This is a genomic window from Streptomyces sp. HD (genome assembly GCF_028369295.1).
Taxonomy (GTDB): domain Bacteria; phylum Actinomycetota; class Actinomycetes; order Streptomycetales; family Streptomycetaceae; genus Streptomyces.
Map to the genome: position 1 here is coordinate 25147 of NZ_JAQMYP010000065.1, position 24775 is coordinate 49921.

General features: G+C 67.9%; 19 protein-coding genes and 2 pseudogenes. 6 read left to right on the top strand and 15 right to left on the bottom strand.

Going from position 1 to position 24775, the window contains the following annotated elements; translation table 11 throughout:
• Window positions 1–113 precede the first annotated feature (113 nt).
• The 4 genes from POF73_RS40335 to POF73_RS40350 form a co-directional block, all read right to left on the bottom strand.
• Window positions 114–1598, bottom strand: a complete 1485-nt coding sequence (locus POF73_RS40335) for an RICIN domain-containing protein (RefSeq protein WP_272124379.1) — start codon at window positions 1596–1598, stop codon at window positions 114–116.
• 642 nt (window positions 1599–2240) lie between these two features.
• Window positions 2241–3131 carry a carbohydrate ABC transporter permease gene (locus POF73_RS40340; protein WP_272124380.1) on the bottom strand — a complete coding sequence of 297 codons (891 nt, stop codon included), beginning with the start codon at window positions 3129–3131 and terminating at the stop codon, window positions 2241–2243.
• Complete coding sequence (locus POF73_RS40345; RefSeq protein WP_272124381.1) at window positions 3128–4147, bottom strand: carbohydrate ABC transporter permease; 1020 nt, start codon at window positions 4145–4147, stop codon at window positions 3128–3130. Before POF73_RS40345 ends, POF73_RS40340 begins: the two co-directional genes overlap by 4 nt.
• Window positions 4144–5454: an ABC transporter substrate-binding protein gene (locus tag POF73_RS40350; RefSeq protein WP_272124382.1), complete on the bottom strand. Its 1311-nt coding sequence runs from the start codon at window positions 5452–5454 to the stop codon at window positions 4144–4146. Before POF73_RS40350 ends, POF73_RS40345 begins: the two co-directional genes overlap by 4 nt.
• A gap of 1177 nt (window positions 5455–6631) precedes the next feature.
• On the opposite strand from POF73_RS40350, the gene POF73_RS40355 reads away from it, so the two are divergent.
• Window positions 6632–7240 carry a tetratricopeptide repeat protein gene (locus POF73_RS40355; RefSeq protein WP_272124383.1) on the top strand — a complete coding sequence of 203 codons (609 nt, stop codon included), beginning with the start codon at window positions 6632–6634 and terminating at the stop codon, window positions 7238–7240.
• A 1027-nt stretch (window positions 7241–8267) separates the two neighbouring features.
• Entirely contained in the window at window positions 8268–9698 is a 1431-nt protein-coding gene (gene ltrA / locus POF73_RS40360; RefSeq protein WP_272124384.1) for a group II intron reverse transcriptase/maturase, read from the top strand.
• 276 nt (window positions 9699–9974) lie between these two features.
• Here the strand turns inward: ltrA and POF73_RS40365 are convergent, their stop codons facing one another.
• Window positions 9975–10460 carry an ester cyclase gene (locus POF73_RS40365; protein WP_272124385.1) on the bottom strand — a complete coding sequence of 162 codons (486 nt, stop codon included), beginning with the start codon at window positions 10458–10460 and terminating at the stop codon, window positions 9975–9977.
• A gap of 33 nt (window positions 10461–10493) precedes the next feature.
• Between POF73_RS40365 and POF73_RS40370 the strand changes: the two genes are divergently transcribed.
• Window positions 10494–11072, top strand: a complete 579-nt coding sequence (locus tag POF73_RS40370) for a PadR family transcriptional regulator (RefSeq protein WP_272124386.1) — start codon at window positions 10494–10496, stop codon at window positions 11070–11072.
• A gap of 20 nt (window positions 11073–11092) precedes the next feature.
• On the top strand, window positions 11093–12034 hold the full coding sequence (locus tag POF73_RS40375) for an NADPH:quinone reductase (RefSeq protein WP_272124387.1): 942 nt from the start codon (window positions 11093–11095) through the stop codon (window positions 12032–12034).
• Window positions 12035–12097: 63 nt separating this feature from the next.
• Here the strand turns inward: POF73_RS40375 and POF73_RS40380 are convergent, their stop codons facing one another.
• The 6 genes and pseudogenes from POF73_RS40380 to POF73_RS40405 form a co-directional block, all read right to left on the bottom strand.
• Window positions 12098–13612, bottom strand: coding sequence for a cytochrome P450 (locus tag POF73_RS40380; RefSeq protein WP_272124388.1), 1515 nt, complete (start codon window positions 13610–13612; stop codon window positions 12098–12100).
• 297 nt (window positions 13613–13909) lie between these two features.
• Window positions 13910–15793, bottom strand: coding sequence for a polyprenyl diphosphate synthase (gene uppS, locus POF73_RS40385; RefSeq protein WP_272124389.1), 1884 nt, complete (start codon window positions 15791–15793; stop codon window positions 13910–13912).
• 16 nt (window positions 15794–15809) lie between these two features.
• Entirely contained in the window at window positions 15810–16676 is an 867-nt protein-coding gene (locus tag POF73_RS40390; RefSeq protein ID WP_272124390.1) for an ABC transporter permease, read from the bottom strand.
• On the bottom strand, window positions 16673–17281 hold the full coding sequence (locus POF73_RS40395; RefSeq protein WP_272124391.1) for an ABC transporter ATP-binding protein: 609 nt from the start codon (window positions 17279–17281) through the stop codon (window positions 16673–16675). The genes POF73_RS40390 and POF73_RS40395 overlap by 4 nt, the downstream gene beginning before the upstream one ends.
• 121 nt (window positions 17282–17402) lie before the next feature.
• Window positions 17403–18154 (bottom strand): annotated as a pseudogene (locus POF73_RS40400) (IS5 family transposase).
• A 44-nt stretch (window positions 18155–18198) separates the two neighbouring features.
• The gene (locus POF73_RS40405) at window positions 18199–18891 is read right to left on the bottom strand and encodes a flavodoxin family protein (protein ID WP_272124392.1); all 693 of its coding nucleotides are present in this window, start codon (window positions 18889–18891) and stop codon (window positions 18199–18201) included.
• 183 nt (window positions 18892–19074) lie between these two features.
• Between POF73_RS40405 and POF73_RS40410 the strand changes: the two genes are divergently transcribed.
• Window positions 19075–19971, top strand: a complete 897-nt coding sequence (locus tag POF73_RS40410; RefSeq protein WP_272124393.1) for a LysR family transcriptional regulator — start codon at window positions 19075–19077, stop codon at window positions 19969–19971.
• Window positions 19972–19997: 26 nt separating this feature from the next.
• On the opposite strand, the gene POF73_RS40415 is transcribed toward POF73_RS40410, so the two are convergent.
• Together POF73_RS40415 and POF73_RS40420 are read right to left on the bottom strand one after the other, a co-directional pair.
• A complete protein-coding gene (locus POF73_RS40415) occupies window positions 19998–20150 on the bottom strand; it encodes a hypothetical protein (protein ID WP_272124394.1) in 153 nt (50 codons plus the stop codon).
• Window positions 20151–20173: 23 nt separating this feature from the next.
• Window positions 20174–21337 carry a hypothetical protein gene (locus tag POF73_RS40420; protein WP_272124395.1) on the bottom strand — a complete coding sequence of 388 codons (1164 nt, stop codon included), beginning with the start codon at window positions 21335–21337 and terminating at the stop codon, window positions 20174–20176.
• A 50-nt stretch (window positions 21338–21387) separates the two neighbouring features.
• On the opposite strand from POF73_RS40420, the gene POF73_RS40425 reads away from it, so the two are divergent.
• Window positions 21388–22050, top strand: coding sequence for a Mu transposase domain-containing protein (locus tag POF73_RS40425; protein WP_272124396.1), 663 nt, complete (start codon window positions 21388–21390; stop codon window positions 22048–22050).
• A gap of 88 nt (window positions 22051–22138) precedes the next feature.
• Here the strand turns inward: POF73_RS40425 and POF73_RS40430 are convergent, their stop codons facing one another.
• Together POF73_RS40430 and POF73_RS40440 are read right to left on the bottom strand one after the other, a co-directional pair.
• The gene (locus POF73_RS40430) at window positions 22139–23626 is read right to left on the bottom strand and encodes an alginate lyase family protein (protein ID WP_334313664.1); all 1488 of its coding nucleotides are present in this window, start codon (window positions 23624–23626) and stop codon (window positions 22139–22141) included.
• 365 nt (window positions 23627–23991) lie between these two features.
• Window positions 23992–24639: pseudogene (locus tag POF73_RS40440) on the bottom strand (IS5 family transposase); the annotation flags it as partial.
• Window positions 24640–24775 lie beyond the last annotated feature (136 nt).

A 24775-nucleotide genomic window follows, 5' to 3' on the forward strand; every position in this document is an offset into this window, starting at 1 on the left:
ACATGGACATTCGCAAGGCGCGATGCAGGCGGGGGCGGCCGACGCGGGGGCCGGTGCGGGGTCGGCCCGGCCCCCGCGTCGGGCGGTGTGCACAACCGCGTCGGTTCAGGCGGTCAAGCGGTGAGCCGCTTGAACTGCTGGTTGGTGCCGGTTCCGCACTTGTACTGGATGAGGCGGACATCCTCGGCGGAGCCCTCTGTGACGTCCAAGCAGAGTCCGCTGTGCCGGGCTACCAGGCGGTAGTAGCCGTTGCCCTGGTCCTCGAACTTCCATTGCTGGTTCTGGCCGCTGCCGCACTTGTACTGGTTGACGAAGGCCTTTGCAGTAGAACCACCTTCGACATCCAGGCACTTGCCGCTGTGCTGGGCGAGGATGCGGTAGTAGCCGCCGCCCGCGTCCTCCAGACGCCACTGCTGGTTGAGGCCGCCGTTGCAGGTGTATTGGACGACGTGGCCGTTGTCGGCGGCGGAGTTGTCCTGGACGTCGACGCACTTGTCGCTGTGCCGGGCCACGAGGTTGTAGTAGGGGCCGCCGCCCACGCCCTTGACCGTCCCCGCCGCCGCGTCGATCTCGACCTTGGGGTACCAGGGCAGGTTCATGGTGGTCCTGGTCGGGAAGGTCAACGGCAGCCAGACGTACGTGGAGTCGTTGACCGGGCCCTTCCCGTTCATATCGGCGCCGGCCCACCGGTCGCCCATGTACAGGAACGAGGTGTTGCCCGATGTGCCCTCGATGGGCAGGACGAACGTCGTCTGGGAGTTGTAGCCGATGCCGTCGCCGACCTCCTTCATCTCCGACCAGGGGCCGCCGATGCCGGCGGCGGTGGCGTACATCTGCTGGTTGGGATTCCAGCCGCTGAGGCCGGAGGTCAGCATGAAGTAGACACCGTCACGTTTGAACAGCGCCGGGGCCTCCCGCTTCTGGCCCGGCCAGGGGTTGGCGACCAACGGATGGTCGGCGTACCCGGTGAAGTCGGCGTTGAGCTTGTAGATGCGCAGGTCGGCGTTGTCCTTGGTGGCCGTCACGTGGTAGGCGGTCTCACTTCCGTCCGGGTTCTTGTCCACGTACAGCGTCATGTCCCGGGACTCAGTGGTCTGGGTGGTGTCGTTGCCACTCGGCGGCTGGAAGCTGCTCAGATAGTCATAGGGACCCTCGATCTTGTCGGCGACGGCGACGGCGGCCCTCGACTCGACGTAGTCCGTGGCGTTCTCCTTGTGCATCCACATGACGAACTTCTTGGTGGTGCTGTTGTAGATCACCTTGGGACGCTCGATCTTGGCGGACTTCAGCTCGGGATCGCTCGCCTGGTTGAGGGCATCGCCTACCCACTCCCACGTCTTCAGGTCGGACGACTTGTAGACGGAGACGGCCTTGAAGGTGTTGTTCGGGTGACGGTTCTCCCCGAACCAGTAGTAGTAGCCATCGGTGTGCTTGATCATCCCGCCGCCGTGTGCGTCGACGGGGTCGCCATTGGTCCCTATGAAGTCGTGCGGGTTGTCCAGGGTGACCGGGGCGGCCTGGGCGGGCGGCGCGACCACCAGTAGTGCGAGCACGCTGGCGCAGGCAGCCAGCAACGGCGTGAGAACACGTCTGAGCATCGTTGCTCCTTCGTGAACGGGAGGGCGGCTTCGGGAAGGAGAGTCGAACCCACCCTCTGGCGGCTCTTGGTCCCATTCGTCGATCTGTGCTGGGCTTGATCGGGAATGAGGGTTGACCCCACCCTGGTCAGGGGCTGACATGCCGTGCGGGGTGGGGCCAAGATCGAGGGATTGGAAGTGGGGTGCGTCCGCTGTCGGCCTTCGGCCGAGTCCCGTTCAGCGGACTTCCCCGAGGTGTTCGACGGCAGCCCGGCAGGAGTCTGGCGAGGCCGTCGTCACCGCAGTCGGCGACGCCGTCATCGGCGCCCAGTCCCCGGTGGCTGGTGCGGAGCGGATGGGGTCAGTGGGCTGTGAGAGGGGCTCAGATCAAACGAGGGACGCAGTCCGGGCACACGGAGAGCGTCCGGTCGGGGGCGCTCGACCGCTGGATGAGGCCCACGGAAATGGGGGCGTCCGTCCAGCGGCTGCACCTGCAGCAGAGGTCGGCATTCATCTGTCCGGAGTCTCCTGCTGTTGATCGGGATGGGTGTCGTGAGGCGTGGGCACTCGTGCTGGGGAGGGACGGCTGCCGCTGCGTGCTCAATGCCGACTCCAGGATGATGGGGGTGGGAAGGGCGGAACGGGGGCAGCGCGGGCCGACGATCAGCCCTTGTTGGCGCCGAGGGTGAGCCCGCTGACGAACTGGCGCTGGAGCACGAAGTACACGATCAGCGTGGGGATCGCAGTGAGCAGGGCGCCGGCGGCGATCAGGTTGGGGTCGGTGAAGTACTGGCCGGAGAGGTTGTTGAGCGCCGAGGTGATCGGCATGTTCTCGCCGGTCGAGATCAGGACGATGGCCCAGAAGAAGTCGTTGTAGATCCAGATGGACAGCAGCGTGGCCAGGGCCGCCATCGCCGGGCGGCACAGCGGCAGAGTGATCTGCCAGTACTGCCGCCACACCGAGGCGCCGTCCACCAGCGCGGCCTCGGTCAGTTCGTGCGGCAGGGAGCGCATGTAGTTGCTGAGCACGAAGGCGCAGAAGCCGGACTGGAACGCCACATGGATCAGCACCAGGCCGAGGGCGGAGTCGTACAGCTTGCCGCTCATGGTGATGCCGGGCAGGTCGATCAGGAGGTACAGCCGGTACAGCGGGGTGATGATGACCTGCTGCGGAAGCAGGTTGCCCGCCGTGAAGACCAGCAGCAGCGCGAGGTTGAGCCGGAAGTCGAAGCGGCTGACGTAGAACGCGACCATCGAGGACAGGAACAGCGTCAGCAGCACCGCCGGCACGGCGATCAGCAGTGTGGTGCCGAAGTAGTGCAGCATGTCCGACTGTTGGAAGGCGTTGGTGAAGTTGTCGAGGCTCAGTGTGTCGGGCCAGGACACGTAGCCCTCGGTGCTGGTCTCTGCGTACGGACGCAGGGCCGCGAGGATCGCCCAGAGCAGCGGGGCGAGCCAGGCCAGTGCGGTGCCGGCGAGGAAGACGTGCAGCAGGATCCGGGCCGGGCGCAGGGGGGTGCGCTGCTTGCTGAGCGCGGTGGTGAAGGCGCTCACGATCGCCGCTCCTTCCGAAAGGTGGCCACCAGGTACGGGATGATCACGGCGAGCGAGATCAGCAGCAGGACGACCGCGATCGCGGAGCCGTAGCCGATGCGGCTGGACTCGCCGATGATGTTGTTGGTCACGAGGATCGAGAGCAACTCGGTGCCTTCGGCGCCCTTGTTGAAGACGAAGACCAGGTCGAAGGCGCGCAGGGCCTCGATGACGGTGACGACGAGGACGATGGTGTTGGTGGACCGCAGGGTGGGGAAGATGACGTTCTTGAACGTCTGCCATTCGTTCGCGCCGTCGAGCGCGGAGGCTTCCCGCAGCGCGGGGTCGACGCCCTTCAGGCCGGCCAGGTAAAGGATCATGAGGTAGCCGGTGTGCCGCCAGGAGGCGGCAACCAGCACGGCCCAGAGGTTCAGGTCGGGGTCGCCGATCCAGTCGATGTAGTGGCCGGGCTTGTTGGCTCCGATGAGGCTGTTGATCAGGCCGGTGTCGGGGTTGTAGACGAGCTGCCAGACGAAGCCGATGACGGCGAACGACATGACGACGGGCAGGAAGAAGGCCGTCTGGTAGACCCTGCTGAACCGGATCTGCTTGTCCAGCTGTACCGCCAGGAACATCCCCAGCGGCATGGGTACGAGGATCAGAACGGCGAGCCAGATGACGTTGTGCTGGACGGCGGGCCAGAACTGCGGGTTGGTGGTGAACAGTTCCCTGAAGTTGTCCAGCCCGACCCACTGGATCGAGTCGAGGCCGATGCCGTCCCAGGTGGTGAAGGCCAGCGCGATCGAAGCCAGCGCGGTGACCCACACCAAGGCGATGTGCAAGGCGGTGGGCACGCCGGCCATGAGACAGAGAGTGAGCCGGTCGCGTCGGGTCAGCAGCCGTCGGTGGCCCTGTCGCACCCGCCCGCTCCTCCCCTTTGCCAACGGCGTGTCCGGGGGACCCGGGGGCGGGGTGTTCGTCTCCCCCGGGGTGTTCGTGATTTCGGTCCCGGTACCGGTGTTCCGTGTGAAAGTCATGAGGCGGCAAAGATCGTCTTCTTCTGGCGCTCGATCGACGAGAGCATGCTGTCGATCCCCTTGGGATCGCGGATGAACTTCTGCAGCGCGGGCTGCATCACCGTGGAGGTGAAGTCCGGGCGGCTGTCACGGTCCATGAACTGCGTCAGGTGCTTGGCGCCGGAGATCATCTCGTACGCCTTCTTCTGGAGCGGCGTGTAGGAAGAGGTGTCGGCCTTGGTGGAGGCGGCCACCACGCTCGAATCGGCTTTGAGGTAGATCGCCTCGGCCGCCGGGCTGCCCAGGTACTCCAGCAGCTTCACGGCGCCGGCCTTGTTCTTCGGCACCTTGGAGAGCATGAAGCCGTCCGTCGGCGCCTCGACGGTGTCCTGGCCGAACTCGGCAGTGATCTCGGGGAAGGCGAAGAAGTCCAGGTCGTCCAGGTCGGCCTTGTCGGTGAACTGCTGGCCGACGAAGGTGCCCAGCAGGTACAGGCCCGCCTTCTTCGACACCAGGGTCTGCGCCGCGTCCTGCCAGGTGCGGCCCACCGCGCCGTCCTGGTGGTACGGGAGGAGTTCGGCCCACAGGTCGAAGACCTTGCGCACCTTGGCGTCGGTCCAGGAGGCCTTGCCGGCCATCAGCTCGACGTGGAAGTCGTAGCCGTTGGTACGGAAGTTGATCTGGTCGAAGGTGCCCAGCGCGGGCCAGGCGTCCTTGTCGCCGAACGCGATCGGGACCAGCCCGTCCTGCTTCATCTGCTTGCACAGGGCGACCAGCTGGTCCCAGGTGGTGGGAACCTCGTACCCCTTCTCCTTGAAGACGCTCTTGCGGTAAAAGAGCGCCCACGGGTAGGTGTACAGCGGCACGAAGTAGTGGTTGCCGTCCTCGCCCTTGCTCAGCGCCTTCATCGCGTCGGGGAAGTTGCCCCCGATCTTCTGCCACACGTCGTCGATCGGCGTGGCCAGCCCCTTGGCCGCGAAGAACTGCATGCGATACCCGGCGAACCAGTTGAACACGTCGTCCGGCGTGCCCTGCAGATACGAGTTGATCTGCTCCTGGAAGGTGTTGTGGTCCTTGGTGTTCACGTCGACCGTGATCCCGGACTGCTTCCTGAAGGCCGCGTAGATCTCGGCGAACGCCTTCTTCGGCACCGCGTCCGACGCGTTGGACCCGAGCGAGACGGTCTTCGGGTCGCTCGCCGCGCTGCTGCCGCCGCAGGCGCTCAGCAGCGGGATCCCGGCGCCAAGCGCAACCGCCCCGCCCACCCCCCGCAGCAGCGTGCGGCGAGCGGGGCCGGGAGAGGAGAGACCAGAGGAAGAGAGTTGCATGACGACTCCTGGGGCAGAGCGGCGGTCATCGGAATCCAGACCGCACGGCACACGATCGACCAGAAACAAACGAGATCGAACAGTGAGCCCATGAGAGCGGTTCGATCCATCGAACGTCAAGAGGTGCGCAGCCTCTTTCTGTAACCCCTACGAAAAGCGATGACCTGGGGAAATCGCTTTCCCTGGGCGCCAGTTGGAGGATTCCCGCAGGCCGACGCGATGGGCGCGCTCCCATGGCAAAGAAGCCTGCATCGCACATCAAGCAAACAAAGTCGCAAGCGCGGCAGCGCCACTCCGGAAAGTATTCAGACACCGATGATCAACGGCGGCCGCGCTCGGTAGTCATCACGAAAGCGCGGCCGCAAGAGGACGGCGCCGGGCTTGGAACACGGCCGCACCCCGCTCAGCAACGAGAAGAGCCCTCAACCTCTGCCTGACGACTCGTCAGCAAAGTCGGCATCAGGTCAGCAAAAGCTCTGCCACAGCTGCCCAGAAACGGCCACACGGTCGAATCGCCCGTCGCTCGGGCTCAGGCCCGCAACCCACTCAGCCACCCTCTCGCCAGTGACCGAAGAGCGAGAGACGGCACCCGACCACCTCCCGCTCATTCCCCACCAGCCTTCAAGTATTTCCGCAGGTCAACGGAGCCTTCCACGCGGCTTCAGCGGAACCGGCGGCAGCTCGGAGGCAGAGAGCGGAGCTCCGTCGTAGCCCTTAACCTCCCCGAACCGGGAGCCTTCCGATCCTCTTGCAGCACGAAGGACGCTTCTGGGAGGACAGCGACGGAGCCCCCGCCTTCAAACTGAACTTGCCCACCACCACCCTGGCGGCAGCCGTCGCCGCCGCGGCCCTGACCGGAGCTGCCAGCTAAGACGAGGCCGCCCACGTCATCAGCACCATCCCCGACCTACCCGCCGACAAGGCCGTACGCACCGCGACCTGGCTGGCCAGGCTGTACCCGGCCGAACCCGACCGTTACTGGGGCTCCCTCCAACCCGACCGCATCGCCGAATACCACGCCTCCCGCACTCTCACCCACGGCAGCATCCTGCTGCCCGCCCTGCTCGCCACAGCGGCACCCGGACAACAAGCCCAGCTCATCACCATCCTGGCCCGAGCCGCCATCGCTCACTACAACGCCGGCCGCACCAACGACAGCGAATATCTCCTCCACACCATGGACACGGCCCTCGACACCGCCCCCCTCGCCCACCAAGCCATCCAGACCACAACAGCCGCACTCCCCTACCCATCCCGTGTCATCTGCCCCCTTGCCATTCGCCTCACCACCACCCTCGCCCACACCAACCAGCAACTCGCGGCCGCCAACCCCGCCGCGCACCAATCCGAACTCGCCCGCTCCCTATCCAACCTCGGCAACCGGCTATCGGAAGCGGGATGCAGAGACGAAGCCCTCACCGCCACCGAAATGGCGGTGAAGATCTATCGTCGGCTCGCGGACAGAAACCCAGCCGCGTACGAACCCGAACTCGCCCGCTCCCTGTCCAACCTCGGCAACCGGCTATCGGAAGCGGGATACAGGGACGAAGCCCTCACCGCCACCGAAGAGGCGGTGAAGATCCGACGTCAACTCGCGGCTGACAATCCAGCCGCATACGAACCCGAACTCGCCGCCTCACTGTCCAACCTCGGCGTCGATCTGTCGCAGGCGGGACGCAGGAGCGAAGCCCTCACTGCCGAACAACAGGCGGTGGAAATCTGGCGTCGGCTCGCGGCCGACAGCCCAGCTACGTACGAACCCGAACTCGCCCATTCGGGCATTTGACCATCTGTGAGAGCTCTGGGAGGGGCCGGGAAGCGGGCTATTCCCTCAGGCGGCCACTAACAAGAGGCTCCTCAAGACCTCCCGCTGCCGTCTCACTGCCACCACGGTTGGTTCCACACGCTTCGAGGAGCGAGGGACTGGAGCGGTCACTGGGTCGAGGAAATGCGACGTTCCTGAGACTGAACCACTGTGCCAACGGTCCGAGACAGCGGAAGAAGCACTGGTCAGCATCCCCTGCCTGTGTCACGAGCCGCGAGATCCTACAACAGCGAAGTTAGTCGCGCCGAAGTCGCTGACCTGCGCGAACTAACTTCGCTGTCAACGCAGTCGCGTGACGCTTCCTTCGGCCCGGACCCCCTGGCCGCCTGCGCCGACTGGGTTGGATGGCAAGGAAGTGCGCCACGAAGTACCGCGTAATCGAGTGGAGGTGAAAGGCCGACACCGCCGGGCCGTCGCAGCGGCCTGGTGAAGCTGGGGGCAGCCTGATCCGGGGAACGCCGGGGATGGTGGCAAGCGGCCCCGACAACGGCGGGACGTGCCGGGACTACCGGACGGTGCGGGTCCGTCTAGCAAGGTCAGAAGGTGTAGCGAGAGCGAACCAGTGGTTGAAGCTCCGTAAGCATCCAGCCGGCTCAAACCTGGTGGATATGGGCCGGTATGCAGCGCGTGATCCGCCCGTCTTCGGACGGACGGGTCAACTCCGAAGCCGGACTTTCCTTTTCCGGTGGGGAGGCCACGCTGAAAGCCTGCGGCGTAGGCGTGGCGATGCTGCCGGAGTAGAGCTGGGCACCTCCCTGACCGATCGATTGTGTGGTGAACGTGGGAACCATCCGCGGTCGCCCGAGCTGCCGGACAGCCAGTTCGGTGGTGGGCAGGTCCGTTGCCGACTGAGGGCCGTGGGTGGGGCGGAGGCTCCGTAGTAGTCGCGGGAGTAACGACCCGTCGTGGAGACCGGGAAAGCCGGTCGCAGGGCGAAGGGGGCCAGCAAGTCAGTGGCTGAAGTACTGGAATGTCGGGAGGGTCGCCGGTGAATACCGACGAGCTGGAGCGCGCCTTGCATGAGGCGGAGCGCCGGGTACTGAAGATCCAGACCAAGCTGCACCGTTGGGCTCGCGATGATCCTCATCGCAGGTTCGACGACCTGTTCAATCTCGTTGCCGATCCCGGCTTCCTGCTGGTGGCCTGGGATCGGGTGCGGGGCAACAAGGGTGCACGCACGGCCGGGGTGGACGGACGCACCGCGTCGTCCATCGCGCTGTGGGTCGGGGTCGAGGAGTTCCTCGACGCGCTGCGGTCGCAGATCAAGGACCGCAGCTTCCAGCCCATGCCGGTGCGGGAGCGGATGATCCCCAAGTCGGGTGGCAAGCTGCGCCGTCTGGGGATCGCGACGATCACCGACCGGGTGGTGCAGGCATCCTTGAAGCTGGTGCTGGAGCCGATTTTCGAGGCGGATTTCCTCCCGTGTTCTTACGGGTTCCGCCCGAATCGTCGGGCTCATGACGCGGTGGCCGAGGTGCGTCTACTCACGTCCATGAAGTACGAGTGGATCGTGGAAGGCGACATCAAAGCCTGCTTCGACGAGATCTCGCACACCGCCCTGATGGAGCGGGTGCGGGCACGCGTCGGGGACAGACGTGTCCTGGCTCTGGTGAAGGCGTTCCTCAAGGCGGGCATCCTCAGTGAGGACGGCCTGCTGCGGGACAACGACACTGGCACCCCTCAGGGTTCGATCCTCTCGCCGTTGCTCAGCAACGTCGCGCTCTCGGTCCTGGACGAGCACATCGCCCAGGCGTCGGGAGGCCCCGGCCCTGATGCCAACGAGCGCCGGAGGCGTCGACGCCGCAGTCTGCCCAACTATCGGCTGGTCCGGTACGCGGACGACTGGTGTCTGATGGTGCACGGCACCAAGGCAGACGTCGAAACGCTGCGCGAAGAGATCGCGGAAGTCCTCTCCACGATGGGCCTGCGTCTGTCCCCGGAGAAGACTCTGATCACCCACATCGAGCAGGGCCTGGACTTCCTCGGTTGGCGCATCCAGCTCCACCGGAAACCAGGCACCAACCGGTACTACGTCTACACCTACCCGGCCAAGAAGGCCCTGCGGGCCATCATGGCCAAGGTCAAGACACTGTGCCGACAGGTCGGCACGAACCAGCCGCTCGACGCCCTGCTCGCCCGGATCAACCCGGCAGTGCGGGGCTGGTGCGCCTACTTCCGGCCTGGAGTGTCTTACGCGACCTTCTCCTACCTGCGTAACTACATGTGGCACACGGTTTGGAGATGGGTGCAGCGCAAGCACCCCAAGACCGGGCGGAGGAAGATCTACCGGCAGTACTGCGGCCGTAGATCATGGTGGACCAGCGAGAACAGGGAGTTGTTCGACCCGATCACGGTAGGCACCACTCGCTACCGATACCGAGGTCTGACAATTCCCTCTCCCTGGGACGCCACGGGATGAGGACTACCGCCGCGGGTCCCTCGGGGCTTGTGGAGAGCCGGGTGCGGTGCCAAGTCGCATGCCCGGTTCGGGAAGCGGCTCCGGGGAAACGGGCCGGTCGAAAGACCGGAACCGCGCCCCGGGCCGACTTCACCGTCATGTGGAAGGCCAACCTCTTGCAGTGAACCTGCGTCGGCCGCCCGCGGGCCGGTGTGGGCCTTCCCCTTTTGTCGGGGCGACGTACCTCCCGGCAGCGGTAGTTCCGCGCGATAGCAGGCTCACGCGGCGCTACGAGGTTCACGGCGCCGGTACGACACCGATCTGCTGCATCACCCCGAGGAGATCGGGCTGACCCCGTTCGCCGACGATCCGGCCGTCGGCCAGGTAGTAGAAGTTCATGGCCTGCACCGAGATCTTGTTGCCGCTCGCCGGGATCCCGAAGAATTCACCGTCGTGGGTTCCCCGCATGGTGAACCGCGCGGCCACGGTGTCGCCTTCGGTGACCCTCTCCTCCAGCGTCCACTGGACGTCGGGGAAGGCGCTGCGCATCATCCCGATGACTTCCATGTACCCATCGGGCCCCCGCAGTGGTTCCGGGTGGCTTGGCGCGTGGAACACCGCGTCCGGAGAAATGACCTCGCGGGCGAGATCCTCGTTGCCCGTGTTGATGAACTCGACGAAACGGTTCATCACTGACTCGGTGGACTGCGATGGCATCTTGCTGTGCCCCTCCAGAGACGTTTGGGCGGGTACCTGCGAGCGTAACATCGAATCGATGTTCACATCGATTCGATGTTCGCGTGCGAAGATGGACTCATGCTGGAACTCGCGATACTCGGCTTCCTCGCCGAGGGACCCCTGCCTGGACACGAGCTGCGCCGCCGCGTCTCACAGCTGACCGGCTATACGCGGCCGGTCAGTGACGGCAGCCTGTATCCGGCGATCAATCGCCTGACCAGGGCGGGCTTGATCGAGCGGCGCGCCGACCCGGCCGCCGGGGCGGCCCGGTACGTAGTCAGCCTGACCGCGGCCGGGCGGGCCGACATGCTTCAGCGACTGCGCAAGCCCGCCGACCACGAGATCACCGACTTCACCCGGTTCTACGTCGTCCTGGCATTCCTCTCCCACCTGCCCGACGTGGCCGAACAGCACGCGGTGCTGCGCAGACGGCTGGAGTTCCTGGAGGAACCGGCGAGTTTCTTCTACGACAACGAGCGGCCCCTGCGTGCCGAGGAGATCGCCGACCCCTACCGGCGGGGCATGCTGCTCACCGCCCGCGCCACCAGCCGCGCCGAACGGACCTGGCTGCGCGAGACCCTCGGGGAGGAACCGCCCGTATTCGACACCGGATACACCGACGGCGATCCGCATGCGCCTGCTGCTCCCGCGAGCTGACTGTCCACGGAGGTACCCCCATGCTTGCATCCTGGTACGACGACCAGGGACCCGCCGCCGATGTCCTGCACGTCGGTGAACTCCCTGATCCCGTCCCCGGCCCCGGCGAGGTCCGCGTCCGCGTCACCGTCTCGGGCGTCAACCCCGGCGACACCAAGAAACGGCGCGGCTGGCTCGGCTCGTCCATGCCCTTCCCACGGGTGATCCCGCACAGCGACGCCGCCGGAGTCATCGACGCCGTGGGCGACGGGGGCGACGTCCACCGCGTCGGACAACGGGTCTGGGTACACGGCGCCCAGTCCTACCGCCCCTTCGGCACCGCCGCCCAGTACACCGTCGTACCCGACCACCAAGCCCCACCCCTGCCCGACCACCTCAGTGACGAGCTGGGCGCGAGCCTCGGCATCCCCGGCATCACCGCCCACCGCACCGTCTTCGCCGACGGCCCGGTCGACGGCCAACTGGTCCTGGTCCACGGAGTCCTTGGCGGCGTCGGCTCCCTGGCCGCCCAGCTCGCCCACTGGGCCGGCGCCACCGTGATCGCCACCGTCCGCCGCACCGCGGACCTCGACCACGTCGACCCGGCCGTCGCCCACGCCATCGCCCTGGACACTGGCGAGCCCGCCGCTGCCATCCGCTCGTACGCGCCGCGGGGCGTCGACCGGATCATCGAGGTCGCGCTGTCCGACAACGCCGATCTCGACAACGCCGTCGCCGCCAACAACGCCGTCATCGCCGCCTATGCCACCCGCTCAAACGTCACCCTGCGGCTGCTCGGCAGCGACGACTTCCCCGCCGAGGCCAAGCGCCAGGCCGCCCGCGACCTCACCTCCGCCGCGGCCGTCGGCGCCCTCACCGTCGACGTCCGCGACCGCTACCCGCTGGACCAAATCACCAAGGCCCACGACCACGTCGACACCGGCGGTGTCCACGGCCGCATCCTGCTCACCATCCCCCAATAGCCCAGACTCGGAACACCGGCCCGTCACCAGCAACCCCCGTCTCATTGACGGCCACTGGATCGCTCACCTCACACGACTAAGACCGTGTCCTACGTGGTGAGGGCACTGAGGGCCGGCCGTCCGGTGGCCTGCCCTCGGGTGCCACAACGGCCGCAGGAGTGCCCACGCTGCCGTTCCAGGCGTGGCGGAACAGCCCACAGCCGTGCACAGGCGCACCGGCTCGCCGCCGGTTACCGCCTCGTACGGGCGAACGCTCGCATGGGCAAGGACCGTGGCCGCACGGACCTCCGCTCCGGGCACCGGTTCCAGTTGCCACCGGTCGACGATCGTAGCCAACGCCAGCACCGCCTCGGTGAGTCCGAACTCCTCCCCGATGCACTTGCGCGCCCCGTCGCCGAACGGGATGAACGCGTGACGGTCCGGTTGCTCGCACACCTCGGGGTTCCACCGCTCTGGGTCGAATCGGTCCGGAGCGTCGAAGACGTCCCCGCGGCGGTGAAGCACATACGGGCTGCATGCGATCGCCGTACCCGCAGGCAGCACATGGCCGCCGAGCGTGACCTGGCGCGTCACCCCTCGCAACAGCGTCCACCCCGGCGGATACAGCCGCATGGCTTCCATCACCACCCGCGTTGTCATCACCAGCTGCGGCAGATGCTTCAGCTCCGCAGACGCTCCGTTCAGTACCGTGTCGACTTCCTCCCACAGTCGCGCCGAGACCGTCGGATGTCCGCCCAGCAGGTGCAATGACCACGCGAGCACACTGGCCGTGGTCTCTGCTCCCGCGCCGAGGAACTCCATCGCCAAAATGGCTACCTCACGATCCGTCAGGCCGCGGAGCGCCTCATGCTCCGTCAGGCCGTCGTCCGCCTCGCTGGAGGCCACCAGCGCTGACAGCAGGTCCGGCCGCCGCGCGCCCGATGCCCGCGTGTCCGCGACCGATGCGTCCACGGTCCGCTGCAGCCGGACCATCGCCTTGTCAAAGCGCCGCTTCCGGGGCCTGGGCACCCGAAACAGCAACGGCGGGAGAAGAATACGGCGGTAAGCGCCCTCCATGATCGTGCCGAAGTCCGCCTTGGCCTGCCGCTGGATGGCGTCGTCGGCAGAGCCGCTGAACAGTGTCTCCACGGCCACCGCGGTGGTCATCCCCAGCATCTCCGTCATCACGTCGAAGGTCTGGCCGTCCCGCCACCCGGCAGTCGTCACCGACGCTTGGGCGGTCATCGTCCGCGCGTACCCCGGCAGCCGGGAGCGATGGAATACCGGCTGCGTCAAGCGCCGTCGGTGCCGGTGCGTGGCGCGCGTCGCCGTGATCAGACCGCCCTCCCCCACCACCTGGGAAACCCGTTTCGCGAGGACGCCTTCCCTGTCGAACGTCCGGTTGTCCAGCAGCACCTGCCGTGTCAGCTCCGCCGAACACACCACCACCAGGTCCAACGGCCCCAGTTGCAGCCTCGCCAGATCACCGCACTCCGCCAGCGATCCCAAAACGGCCAACGGATCCTGCAGCCAACGCAGCCCATGCCCCACCACAGGCAAACGCCCAGGCGGCGTCCCGACCCTAGCCAGATCACTCACGACAGCTCCCAACTTTCGATCGTCCCACTCAGCCGCGCAACCATGAGCCACCTCGACAACGAACCCGCGCCCCACAGGTGTGGGCGCGCTCGTCGAGGGCTTCGCCGAGTGCGACGGTGACGCCGTAACCGCTCGGCCCGACCAGCTTCAATCCGGACACGAGTCGGATCGGTTCCTCCGTCTCCCTGTCCGGACGCGGCTCTCCCCGTCGCTCCTGTGTCTCGTCGAGCAGACCGGGCTGCCCTTGCCGTCCGGCTAGCGGCACGGGAAAGGCGTCGGTGGGTTCGCCGACCGTGGTCATGTGCTCGTCTCCGCCCCGGTCGGTTCCCCCTCAAGATCTTCGATGAGTGGGACAGCTTCTTCCAGCAAGGTGTCGACGATCGCGGCGCTGCCATGGCGTCGTTGGCGTCGGCTGTATTCGGTGATGGCCTGCCACAGGTCACGCCGGTCGACGTCGGGCCAGTAGCCGGGGGTGAAGTACAGCTCAGCGTAGATGGTGTGCCAGGGAAGGAAGTTGGAGGTGCGCTGTTCGTTGCCGGTGCGCCACAGCAGGTCGACGTCCGGCATGTCGGGGTGGGGCAGGTGGCGGGCGAAGTCGTCTTCACCGATGAGGTGGGGGTCGATGTCGCCTGCGTGGGCTGCCTGGGCGAGGGCTGCGGCTGTCCGTGTGATCTCGTCGCGGCCGCCGTAGTTGATGCAGACGGTGAGGGTCAGGCCGGTGCGGTTGCGGGTGCGGTGCTCCTCGCGCAGGAGAGCCTGGACGAGTTCCTCGGGCAGTTTGTCGGGGCGGCCCAACCAGCGCTGGCGTACGTCGAGGTCACGGATGGGTCCCTCGTCGAGGTCGCGTCGGATCGCTTCCAGGATAGTGGTGATCTCCTCGGTGTCGCGTTTCCAGTTCTCGGTGGAGAACGCGTAAAGGGTCAGGTGGCGCAGGCCGATCTCCAGGGCGCCGTAGACCATCTCGTGGGCGGCGGCGGTGCCGGCGCGGTGGCCTTCCGGGCGGGGCAGGCCGCGCTGCTCGGCCCAGCGGCCGTTGCCGTCCATGATGACCGCCACGTGGGCGGGCATCCGGTCGGCCGCGATCTGCGGGGGCCGGGCATCGTCGGGGTGCGGTGACGGGGGCCGAAGGGTGGTGCTTTCGGCTTCAGGGCTCGGACCGCTCACGGTCACCGCTGGTCGTCGGGGTCCGGGCACGGTCAGGGGCGTCAGGCTCCAGGCCAGTTTCGAGCGGATGCGGGCGGGGGCGAGGATGCGGGTGCGGGCCGCTAGAGACGGGCGCGGGGCGCGCTTGAGCAGGGTGTGGCCAGCCGCGTCGACGGCATCGAGCTGGGCGCGCATCAGGCAGGCGGCCGTGTTGAGCACGGTGGCAGTGCCTGGGTGCATGCCTGTGGTCATTGCGGGCCTGGTCACCCATTGACGGGCCAGAGCCGTCAGCTCCCGGATCAAAGCCGCTGTGGCCTGGCTCCAGCTTCCTTGCTGCAGGTCGTCCTCGGCGCCGGGGAAGGCGTCCAGGGCCTCCTGCGGCAGGAGCAGGTCGCCCTGGGCCAGGTCTGCGCTCAGGTCGGTGAGGATGTCGGTGAGCTGGGCGCCGTCGATGAACCGCTGGTAGTCCTGCTGCCCGCCCAGCCGAAGGGTCATCGGCGCTCCGGCCCGTTCGAACAGGTGCCGTACCTGGTCGACCCAGGGCACGAGTCCCTCGCTGCACCAGGACCGCCATGCGGCCCAGTCGGCGAAGTGCCGGCTGCGGGTGTCATCGCGTGTGCTGTTCATGGCGCCTCGCAGGCTGGACAGGTCCAGGCGCCATCGCAGGGCGGTGTCCACCAGAGCGTGCCGGACCGGATCCCTGCTCGTGCCGGCCGCCAGGTCGAATTGAAGGGCTTGGGTCCACGCTTCGACGCGGGCCGCACGTTCGGCTGGCTGCGCATCCCGCTGGTCGGCCAAGTCGTCCAGGACAGTCGCTGCCGCCCACAAGGCCCACCCGGCCGGGCGCAGCACGGTCGGCATCAGCTGGATGAGGGCGTAGATCCCGGGATCGTTCACTCGTGTGGTGCGCCGGCACAGCCGGTACGCCGCCCGCAGAGACGGGTCTTCGCCGGTGGGCGGCCGGTGAGTGGGTCGCCCTCGTTGTGTCGGCAGAGCGGCGTCGAGGTCTGCCGTAGTGGAGTGCGTGGTGGTGCGCATGTCGGGAGCCGGGACCTCAGTGTGCTTTCGTGTCGGACGCCGTGGCCGATGGACTGGCAGTGTGGCGCAGTGCGGGAAGGTCGGCCTTGCTGCTTCCCGGCCCAGGCGGCGGAGTGGGGGCGGTCGACAGGCAGTTGCGGGTGCTGCGGTGGAAGCCCAGCAGGGCTACAAGGGCGGCCAGCCCGAACCAGGTGAGCTGGATGGCCAGATGCCCGGGGACCGGGCTGGTGGAGAAGCCGGCCGCCGTGCTGGTCTGCATGCCCCCGTAGGAGGGCAGGTAGCGCATGACCGGGTGGTCGGCCCCGGAACTCGTGATGGGGTTCTGCAGGGCGAGGTCGATGATGCTGGTCATCACGATGGCGAACATCCCCTCGGCTTCCCAGCGCAGCAGGGAGCCAAAGCCGACACCGAGCGCGCCGTAGGTCAGTCCGGCGCAGAACAGGGAGGCGGCGAGCAAGAGAGGCTGGCGGGGGGTCCATGCCAGGCAGGTGATGGCGGTGGCGTAGGCGGCGACCGCGGCCGAGACCAGAGCCAGGGCGGTGACCTTGGCCAGGACCAGATGGGCGCGCGGGTAGCCGGCCATGGCCAGCCGGCGGTCGAAGCCGCTGCCGGAGAATGTAGCGGCGAACATCATGAAACCGGTGATCAGGGTGACGGCATTGAGCGCGCCGCTGATCGCGGTCAGCTCATTGCCGTGCGGGGTCAGCGCTTCCCCGGTGGCACGAAGCCGCATCCGGGCCGGGGTGTCGGGCATCGCCAGGTACGCCAGGATCGTCCACACCGGGACGAAAAGGATCACCAGGACCATCGCGAAGCGATTGCGACCGTGTTCGAGGAGCGTGAACCGGGTGGCGACAGCGAAGCGGGTCAAGTGAAACCTCACGCGGCGGCCCCCGCCTTGTCCGCGCGCAGCGTTCCGCTGTCCAGGCGCCACAGCTCGTCCAGGCGCTCGGTGTCGTACGCCAGGTGAGAGACGACCAGGACCGAGCGTCCCGCATCCCGCAGCCGCGCGGCTAGATCCCAGAACCGCTGGTAGGTGTCCCAGTCGAAGCCCTGATACGGCTCGTCCAGCAACAGGACCTGCGGATCGTGCATGAGCGCCAGCGTCACGTTTAACTTCTGCCGCGTGCCGCCGCTGAGAACCCCAGCCCGCTCATCGGCGTACCCGGTGAAGCCCAGCACGTCCATGATCTCTTCGGCGTAGCGCACATCAGTGAGGCGGTAGGCCGTCTGGAAGAACGTCAGGTGCTGCCGGACGGTCAGCGCGTCGTTGAGGACCACGTGCTGCGGGCAGTAGCCGAACCGGCCGCTATGACGGACCGATCCATGCGTGGGCGCCAGTTCGCCGGACAAAATTTTCAGCAGCGTGGACTTGCCGGCGCCGTTCTCCCCGACGATCCCGCACAGAGTTCCGGCCCGAAGCCGCAAGTCAACGCCCCGCAGGACCACACGCCGACGGTAGGCATGATGCACATCCCTGATCTCCACGCCCATTTCCTCCCCCCTCACAATCTGGACGGACCACGACCGGATGGCCTAACGCTCGCGACGCGTCGCAGACACGCCGCCCATGCCGCTGGGCCTCGGCGCTAGGAGTTGTCGTCAAATCTCACGCCCACATCAGCAGGGATGCGAGGGTGACGGCTGCCTGGTAGGACTCGGCCGTCTTGTCGTAGCGGGTGGCGATCCCGCGCCACTGTTTCAGCCGGTTGAAGCACCGTTCCACCACTTTGCGCCGCTTGTAGAGCTGCTTGTCGAAGGCCGGGGGCCGGCCGCCCGGGCTGCCTCGCTTCAGGCGGTTGCGGATCTGGTCTCGGGGATCGTGTGGGCGATGCCCTGCCGGCGGAGCCAGGTGCGGATCGCCCTGGAGCTGTAGCCCTTGTCGCCGATGACGTGGGCGGGCCGGACCCGCGGCCGACCGGGGCCGATGCGGGGCACCCGGATCGCCTCCATCACCGTGGTGAACTGGGTGCAGTCGTTGGTGTTGCCGCCGGTGACCACCAGCACGAGCGGGCAGCCGAACCCGTCGCAGGCCAGATGGATCTTGCTGGTCAGGCCGCCTCGCGGCCGCCCGAGTGCCCGGAGCCCCCTTTTTCGGGCTCCGGCGGCGTGGTGGTGGGCCCGCACGATCGTGGAGTCGACCGACACCAGCCAGTCGATGTCTCCGGCCGCGTCCGCCTGGGCCTGCGCCGCCTGGAGCATCCGCTCGGGCACGTCCCGCCAGGCCACCCGGGTACGGAACTTCCATACGATCCCGTTGAGGACCGTGCGATCGTCCAGCCGCTTCCTTCCCCGTAACGACTCGGGCAGCAGTGGCCGGACGAACTCCCACTCCACATCGGACAGTTCATGGCGACGTATCACCCGACCATGATCCACTACCGAAGATCATTTGACGACAGGCTCTAGGTGGTCAGCGCTGCCGGTGCGTCGTCCGTCTCCCTGAGGGAGGCCGACAGGGCGCGGGCCTCGTGTTCGGTCATCCGGGGAGTCTCGTACGGCACGGCGTTGACCCAACGCTGAGTCAGCCGGGCGATCCGCTCGCCGTACCGCTCGGCGGTGATCAGGTCGCCGCGCGATCCGGCGTGCTCCGGCCCCTGGTCGGCGTGGCTCTGGCTCATCAGACCCAGCCACGAGCCCAGCCGGTTCACATCGTCGCGGGAGCCACCGCTCCAGTTGTTGCCCGGCATGTCGCCCACACCGATCCACTGCATGCCCATCTGCGCGCCGAAGACCGCCAGCTGCTCCAGGACCGACAGCTTGTCGCCGCTCTGCGAAGCGGACATGGTGAACGCTCCGGCCAGCTTGTCCTTCCACGCCTGCGTCGTGAACGGCGTGAACGCCGCCTCCATGAACGCCTTGAACACCGCCGACACACTGCCCATCAGCGTCGGGCAGCCGAAGACGATCGCATCGGAGCGCTCGAGCAGCGCCAGCACCTCCGCATCGTGCCAACGGCCCGCAGTGACGTTCTCGGGCCGGATCTCGACGAGATGCACCCGGGCGCCCGGCACCAGCCGCGCCCCGTCGGCGAGGTGCTCGGCCAGGACCCGGGTGTGCCCGTGCACCGAGTGGTAGACCACCGTCACCGTGGCCATCGGCGCATCGTGCTCACGGACAAGGTCATTGACTGTCATCTGCTCTTCACTACTTCCGGTTGTGGGGAAATCCCTGCTCGCCCAGCCATCACAACCTGCGTACGGCACAGCATCAACGCCGAACTTCGGCACGCAGCGATCGGTCACACCGATCGATCGCGTTAGCCTGGTCCCGTGGACAGGATGGAACTGGAAGCATTCGTCGCGGTCGCGGAAGAGCTGCACTTCGGCCGCGCCGCCGCGCGCCTGCACCGGGGGCAGCCCACCGTCAGCGACGCCGTAAGGCGGCTGGAGAGCACCCTGGGCGGGCGGCTGTTCCACCGCACCAGCCGCCGGGTGTCACTGACCGATCTCGGCGAAGCGCTGCTGCCCGACGCTCACGCCGCCCTGGCCCAGCTGCGCCGCTTCCAGCAGCGCGGACGCTCCCTGGCCGCCGGCGACCGGACCCGCACCACCCTCGTCGTTGCCCACGCCGAATACACCGGCCACCAGCTGCTGTTGCGCTGCCTGCCGCAACTGCGCGACCGTTTCCCCGACGTGACGATCGTGCCGGAGGCCATGCCGACCACAGCCCAGCTCACCGCCCTGCGTGCGGAGACGATCGGGCTGGGCATCGGCTGGGCGACCGGCGACGTCACCGGCGTACGCGCGAGGGTGCTGTCCACCGAAAGGTTCATGGCGCTCGTACCCTCGGGCCACCCCCTCGCCGGGCACGCCGAGCTGAGCGCGTCCGAACTGTCCACCACCGGCCTGCTCACCTGGCCCCACCAGATCAACAGCGGTCTCTGCGACCGTCTCCTGTCCGCCTTCCACATCGGCGGAGCCGACCTGCGCATCATCAGAACCGCCGACAGCGTGCACGCCATCGCCGCTCATGTCGCCGCGGGAACGGGCATCGGCATCACCGTCGAATCCGCACTCGACCACCAGCCACCCGGCCTGCGCATCATCCCCCTCACCGGCCCTTCGACCACCGCCGACCAGGTCGTCCTCACCCCCACCAAGCCGTCGGACACCGCCACGGCACTGCGCGACCTGCTGCTGCACGCCTCGGCAGAGGCGCCCTCCACCGATCACTGAACGCTCATTGGAACGTGCGGTGTGGCTCAGCGGTGGGTGAGTTCCGCCGCGTAGGCGGCTCCATAGCCCTGGTTGTCTCGTTGCCACTGGTCCGCGGTGGTCTGGTGGACGAGCAGGCGGCTGATGACGTAGGCGGGTAGTTCCGAGGCGATCTCGATCAGGGCGGAGCGACGTGCCACTCGGCAGCGGATGCCGAGGTCTTTCAGGCGTGCGGCCAGGGAGTAGGGGGGCAGGGGCTGGCCTGGGTAGGCGCCGGGGAAGAGCCAGGGGACTCGTCGAGTGGGGCGGTGACCGCGCGGCCTTGGCGGCGGCGTACGAGTTGGCGGATGAAATCGTGCAGGGGCGGTGGCATGGTAACCGGCTCGCTGCCGAGTTGGAGGGTCACTGTGCTGTCCCGGTCGGTGACCTGGTGGGTGGTGAGCTGGGTGATGCGGCTGGTGGGCTGGGCGAGGAACAGCAGCAGCAGGCCAGCAGCCCGGTCGACGGTGTCCAGGGTGTCGTCGTGGATGAGGCGTCGGACCAGGCTCCAGCGGTGATCCTGTGCGATGACGTCCTGTCCGAAGTCGGTGGTGTAAGCAGGTGCTTCCAACGGGCGGGTGTGTCCGCGTCGGCTGGTCCAGAGTAGGAAGCTGCGGATGAGTGTCCCGTGGTGAGCGCCCTCGTCCAGCCAGGCATCGAGATGGTCCTGGGTGCACGCGGCCAGAGTGCTGCCCTGCTGGTGCAGCCAGTGCACAAAGCGCACCGCGGTCTTGATCTCGTGCCGGACGCCGACGATCTGTCCGTAGGTGACCGCCTTGGTGGCAGAGTGTTGGCGCAGGCGGCGGAGCGGGCCCCACGTGACGTAGGTCCGCAGGATCTGCCGCTCGTCGGGGGCTTCGACGCGGGCGAGGATCTTCGGCAGCCATGCCTCGAGTTGGGCGGGTTGTTCGTCCCGGCGCGGCACGGCGCCGCCAGCGACCAGGGCTGCGCGCAGATGCCGAAGGGTCACGGTGGGCTGGAAGGTGTCCAGGGTGTCGTGGGTAATCGGTCCGCTCCCCTCGGCCAGGGTCGTGAGGATCGCGTGGCGGGCAGAGTCGGGGCGAATCCACCGGAGCAGGGCGTGGGGCTGGGTTCGCAGCAGCGCGGCGAAGACCGGCTCGATCTCCGGCCGCATCCTGTGGCGAGGCCCGGTCAGGGCACTGCGCAGGCGCTCGCGGGCCACGCAGGCGATGCACCGGCCGCGCTCGTACGGCCGGTCCACGGTGCCGCACTCGGTGCAAGGTCTGCGGGCCGCGGGGTGTTTGCTCCAGCAGTGGCGGCACAGTGGCTCGCCGTCCGGGCTGCGGCCGTTGACGCGGCGGAGCTTGCCGCAGCCTGAGCACGGCACCGGCTCTTGTCCGCAGTGGCCGCACAGCGGACGGCCGTCTGCCGTGCGGGGTGGACAGGCACAGCCGGATCTCGGTCCGCACCAACTGCTACTCGGTGCCGGTCCGCTACATCGGCCGCCGGGTGCGGGCCGTGCTGCACGCAAACGAACTGGTCGTCTACGACGGAGCCACGGAGATCGCCCGGCACGAACGGCTGATCGCCAAAGGCGGGGAACGGCTGGTCCTGGACCACTACCTGGAAGCCCTCGTGCGCAAGCCCGGCGCCCTGCCCGGGGCGACCGCTCTCGAACAGGCCAAAGCCGCAGGGAAGTTCACCCCGGTTCACGAAGCGTGGTGGGCCGCGGCCTGCAAGGCACGCGGCGACCGGGACGGCACCCGGGCCCTGATCGACGTGCTCCTGCTCGGCCGACGCATCCCGCACGAGCACTTGGTGGCCGGGCTCGCCGCCACCCCGCGCGTGGGCGCGCTGACCGCGGACGCCGTCGCCTTGGAGGCCCGCAAGGCCCAGGAAGCCGACGACGCCGACATGGCACCGCCCGAGCTGGAACCGCCGCGGCGACGGGAGTCGACGGTGACCTTCCTGACCGCGCGGCGGCTTGCCCATCTGCCGCCGGACACCCGGCCGCTGCCCTCACCGGCCCCCTACGACCAGCTCCTTGGCCGCCGCACCCGCGGCACCACCACTGCCAGCAAGGGAGAGCAGATGCCATGAACGCCACCAGCGAGGCCCAGGCACCAATCATCCGGACCAGCGCAGAACCGCGCCACATCTGATTGCGATCAGTCACCGGATTCTCGTGTCACTCCGCGTCGCGGTGGGCCTGACCGCGGCGGCGGAGCAGCAGGAGGCCGCCGGCGACCGCGGTAACGCCGGTCGCGGCCGTCCACAGAGCGAGGTCCGAGGCGCCGGTGGCAGCCAGATCCTCGCCGTCCTTCCCGCCCTGGGCGCTGACGTCCCCGGAGGGCTGCCCGGCCGAGGACTTGGACGAACCGGACGACCCTGAGGCACTGGGCTTGGCGGCCGTCGACTTCGGCGGGGACGGCGAGGCCGCCGCCTCGGCCGCGGTGGCTTTGTCCCGGGTGAACGCCAGTGTGCCGAAGCCGAGTTCGTCGTAGCCGCCGCTGTTCGGGCCGTAGTCGCCGCCGCCTCCCTCGGGCCCGCTGCGGGCCATCATCTCGCGGGTGTTCGGCATGGCCATGCCGCGCCTGTTCACGTAGTGGTTGTAGACCCGGTCCCAGACCGGGCGCGCACCGCCACGGCCGCCTTCGCCGATGACGGTCTGCTTCGTTTCCACGCAGTGGGGGCCGTTTGTCCAGGTGTAGGTGGTGTAGGGCACGTCATGGCCGAGGTTGTACCGGGCGACGTACTCGCACGCCTTGCGGAACCTGGAGTCGTCCGCGCCGTAGAGGTCGACGCCCTGGTTCCAGGCCATCTCGCAGATGGTGCCCATCAGGCCGATGCCCATCATGCTGTGGGCCTGGTCGCGCCCGCTCTCCTGCCACTGGGCCAGGCCAACGTCGTTGTAGACGTAGGGGATCGCCTTGGCCAGCGAGCCGTTGCCTGCGCCGTTGTGGAAGTAGTCCACCGTCTCGTTGAACTTGGCCCGGTCGTCGCAGAGGATCCCGATGGCCATGATCGAGGCCATGGAGCACAGTTCCCAGTTCGCCCAGTAGTGGCCGATGCAATTGGTCTCGCGGTTGATGAACCAGTGGTTCATCGGATAGAAGTGCTTGACCAGCATGTCCTGGAAACGGGCCAGGTCGAAGCCGGGGTAGCCGCGTATGAGCTCGCCGGCGTTGGCGAACTGGTACCCGTAGATGCCCGCCAGGAGCACGACTTCGGAGCCTCCGGCGATCCCCTTCAGCGTCCCCGACCAGGCGTTGCAGATGTCCCGCGCGGCGTCGGCGTGTGCGGTGTCGCCGGTGATCTTCCAGCGCAGCGCGTTCTGGTAGGCGGCGTGGATGTCGTTGTAGAGGGCCCCGTAGTTCTGGGGGCCGCCCCCGCCCCGGGTCGGGGTCGCCAGCGGGTTGGGCCGCCATGTGCTCTGCGAGTGGCGGTTGGCGGTGAGCTTGGCGAAACCCTCCGTGTAGCGGGGTGCGCCCGCCTTCACCTTGGCGGCCATGCGCTCGAGATCGGCCCGGGTGTGGAGCATCCCGGGGTGTGCGAAGGACGTGCTCGCCGCCGTCGCGGGGGAGGCGGCCACGCCCGTGCCGATACCGATACCGACCGCGCCGGTCGCCGCTCCCGCGGCCTTGAGCATGCTGCGTCGGCTGATCCGAAGTGTCACTGTGTCGTTCCTCGGGCTCTCGTGGGGGGACGGTGCCTACGTAGAGGAGACGTGATACGGAGCGGGAGATAACACAAAAGTGGGTGCCACCGATGAAAGGCAAATGGTCCTGCGTCCCGGGCCGTACCCTCCCGCGCGGCGCGGGCCGTCTCCAGGCGACGGCCACGTTGAACGGCGTCAGCGCGATGAGCGAGCAGATCCACATCATGGTGGCGGGGTCGGCGGAGGTGCCGCCGGACACGGTGTCGGATGGGGAGGGCAGGCGGCTTCAGGATCTGTCCGCCGGTTCTCCGAGCGCTCGGGTACCACCCTACGAAGGCGTTTTCTCCTGATGTTTCGTCCCGATACGCGGTTTTGACGATGTATCAGAGTCCTCGCAAGGTTGGGGTGGATTCTCTGGTGAGGCGGCGTGCCATCAGGCCGATCATCGCGAGGTAGATCATGGCGGTGGAGCGGGCCGGGAGGGCCTCGTAGTCGCGGGCCAGGCGGCGGTGGTGCATCAGCCAGCCGAGCGTTCTTTCCACCGCCCACCTGCGCGGAAGCACCGTGAAGCCGCGGGCGCCCGGTTCACGGCGCACGATTTCGAGGTCGATGCCGAGGCGGGCGGCGTGGTCGACGAGGTACTCGCGATAGCCGCGGTCCGCCCAGCCCTTGCAGATGGTGGGGTGGGTCGCGGCGATCCGGTCGAGCAGGGCCTCGCCGGCCGTGGAGTCCTGAACGCTCGCGGCGGTGACCAGCACGGTCAGCAGCAGGCTGGTCGTGTCGATCACGACGCTGCGCTTGCGGCCCACGATTTTCTTGGCGGCATCGACGCCCTGGCCCACGGCGGGGACGTTGGCGGAGGTCTTGATGCTCTGCGCGTCGATCACCATCGCGGTCGGCTCCGGGGTGCGGCCCTCGTCCTCGCGCACCCGGCGCCGCAGCAGGGCGTTGAGCTGCTCGAAGATGCCGTCCCTCTCCCAGCGGCCGAAGTAGTGGTAGACCGTGTTCCAGTGCGGGTAGTCGTGCGGCAACCGGTTTGTTCTGGTTCTCCAGAACAAACACCACGGGTCGGGGGGGGGGGGGGGGGGGGGGGGGGGGGGGGGGGGGGGGGGCGGCCCCCCCCCCCCCCCCCCCCCCGCCCCCCCCCCCCCCCCCCCCCCCCCCCCC